At 42.3% G+C, this 2,682-nt stretch carries 3 protein-coding genes; all 3 read right to left on the reverse strand.

All coding sequences use genetic code 11. The annotated features are described in order from the left end of the window. Positions 1–303: 303 nt before the first annotated feature. Positions 304–1,011 carry an ABC transporter ATP-binding protein gene (locus tag AC3WVG_RS11335; protein ID WP_488798227.1) on the reverse strand — a complete coding sequence of 236 codons (708 nt, stop codon included), beginning with the start codon at positions 1,009–1,011 and terminating at the stop codon, positions 304–306. Between the two features lie 3 nt (positions 1,012–1,014). Beyond that, positions 1,015–1,779, reverse strand: a complete 765-nt coding sequence (locus AC3WVG_RS11340) for an ABC transporter ATP-binding protein (protein WP_488798228.1) — start codon at positions 1,777–1,779, stop codon at positions 1,015–1,017. Next, a partial coding sequence (locus AC3WVG_RS11345) for a branched-chain amino acid ABC transporter permease (RefSeq protein WP_488798229.1) occupies positions 1,776–2,682 on the reverse strand: 907 nt, incomplete at its 5' end. The genes AC3WVG_RS11340 and AC3WVG_RS11345, both read right to left, overlap by 4 nt.

The following is a 2,682-nucleotide window of genomic DNA, read 5'->3' on the forward strand; positions in this document are numbered from 1 at the left end:
AATGCCTGGACCCATCTATAGCTTGCTTGCGGGCAGAGCATAATGGTACATTTAGAATAAATGAATATTCTTTTTATTGTCGATAATTATGGCAAATAGCCCCGGAATATTTAGCCTTGTCACCCCGATGCTCTGCTTATCCGCAAGCTTCGCCAAGATGGGTTTCCCAGCCCTTTCCAAGGCTTTCAAGAAACCAGTATTTTTAACCTGGTAGTCAAAATGGGTTTGGCCACAGACTCTTAAAACAAAAAAGCACCCGAAGAAAATTCTTCAGGTGCTTTTTTGTCTCTTTGATGTTCTATTTTAACCGCCTAAATAGGCCCTTCTAACCTCTGGATTTTCTAGTAGACTCTTAGCGCTGTCCTCCAGAACAATCTTGCCCACTTCCATAACATAACCACGATGTGCAAGTTTTAGTGCCGCCCTGGCATTTTGCTCTACCAAAAGAACTGTCACTCCACTCTCGTTGATCTCTTTAATGGTTTCAAAAATTGATTTCACCAAAATAGGCGCCAAGCCCAGACTCGGCTCATCAAGCAGAAGAATTTTTGGATCGGCCATCAAGCCTCTGGCTATGGCCAACATTTGCTGTTCTCCGCCACTCAAGGTCCCGGCCAGTTGTTCTTTTCTTTCTTTAAGACGGGGAAAAAGTTCAAATATCCAATCTAAAGTTCTCTGTATCTTTTTTTCATCAGTGACTGTGAAAGCACCCAGATTTAAGTTCTCCTGTACGGTAAGCGTGCTAAATACGCGCCTCCCCTCTGGTACCTGAGCAATCCCCAGCCTCACGATTTCGTGAGCACGTAGTTTATGTAATTCCTGTCCTTCAAAAATTATCCTGCCCTGACTTGGTTTAAGTAGTCCACTAATGGTCATCAATGTAGTTGACTTTCCTGCTCCATTTGCTCCAAGAATGGCCACGATCTCGCCTTGACGCACTCTCAAATTTATACCGTGCAAGGCCTCAACATTTCCGTAATGCACCCTCAAATTTTCCACATTAAGCAGCATAGACTAATCCTCATCCGCCCCCAGGTATGCCTCGATAACCCTGGGATTTTTCTTAATTTCTTCAGGAGTTCCTTCGGCAATCATTGCACCGTGCTCCAAAACAACAATATGGTCACAAATACGCATAACCAAATTCATATCATGCTCAATTAAAAGCACAGTGATACCACGCTGCTGGATCTGACGAATCAGTTCAACCAACTCCTGTGTTTCCTGATCATTCATTCCACCAGCTGGTTCGTCTAGAATGAGTAGTCTAGGCGTAGTTGCCAGGGCCCTGGCAATTTCCAAAAGCCTTTGGTTCCCATAAGATAAATTTTTGGCCTTTTCCTCCAGCTTTTCCTTTAAGCCAACAAATTCCAGTTCTTTTAATGCCGCAATCAAGGCTCTTTGTTCCTCCTCTCGCTGGCTCGGAGGCCTAAACATTCCTGCCAATATTCCTGACTTCATGCGACAATGTCGACCTGCCAACACATTTTCCAGTGCTGTAAGATTTTGAAACAGTCTAATGGTTTGAAAAGTCCTGGCAATTCCAAGCGAAACTATCTTATGTGTCGGCATTTTAACCAGATTCTGACCATCGAAAATAATCTCGCCCTGGTCTGGTACATAATTACCAGTGATCAAGTTAAATACAGTTGTTTTGCCAGCTCCATTAGGCCCAATCAATCCAACTATCGCCCCCTCTTTAATGTCAAAGCTGACATCATTAACCGCCAACAAGCCACCAAAAGTTTTTGTCAGGTTTCTCAAACTCAAAAGGCTCATAGGGTTTTGTCTCCGTAGTTTATTTTATCCAGAGCGTACTTTCTGGGCAAAGGAGGTAGTATCCCCTGAGGTCTAAAAATCATCATCACGACCATTGCCGCACCAAAAACAAGCATGCGTGCACTGGCAAACTGTCTAAACAACTCTGGCAGGCCTATAATTAGGAAGGCTCCTAAAATCACTCCACGAATACTTCCTGCTCCTCCCAAAATTACAATAGTAAACAAAATAACGGACTCCCAAAAAGAAAACGATTCCGGAGAAATAATTGTCATTTTAGCCGCATAGATATTGCCAACCATTCCGGCCCAAAATGCTCCAAGTACAAAGGCTATCAATTTGTAATATGCTGTATCAATCCCACTACCTTCGGCAGCAACTTCATCTTCCTTGATAAAGTTCAGTGCGCGTCCAAACCTGGAGTTTTCAAGCCGGTGGAACAAAAATACGCTTACACCTAGAAAAATCCATATATAGTAATAAAACTCTTGTGGTCTGCGAATAATAAAGCCAAAAAGATTAGGCCTGGAAATACCAAAAATACCATTAGAGCCGCCTGTAATGCCAAAAATATTATTTATTAAGGCAATACGTACAATCTCTACAATTCCTATTGTCACAATAAGAAGATAATCTCCGCGCAAATGAATAATTGGTTTGGCCACCACGAGAGCAAACAGGGCAGCCAAAATCCCACTTAGAGGCATAAGAAAAATAATGGGAACATGGTACATTGTGTTTAATATAGCGGTGGTATAGGCTCCTATAGCATAAAAAGCTGCATGTCCCATATGAAATAAACCTGTATGTCCCAAGATAAAATTGAGGCTCAATGCCAGAATGGCATAAAGGCCTATGTTATTAATTACATCAACCCAGTATGTGTTCAAAAATAGGGGACAC

The sequence above is a fragment of the Desulfovulcanus sp. genome (genome assembly GCF_982781345.1).

What these genes read in the sequence shown, in the direction of transcription:
- AC3WVG_RS11335 (WP_488798227.1), bottom strand. Translation starts at nt 1,011, where the DNA reads ATGCTGCTTAATGTGGAAAATTTGAGGGTGCATTACGGAAATGTTGAG.
- AC3WVG_RS11340 (WP_488798228.1), bottom strand. Translation starts at nt 1,779, where the DNA reads ATGAGCCTTTTGAGTTTGAGAAACCTGACAAAAACTTTTGGTGGCTTG.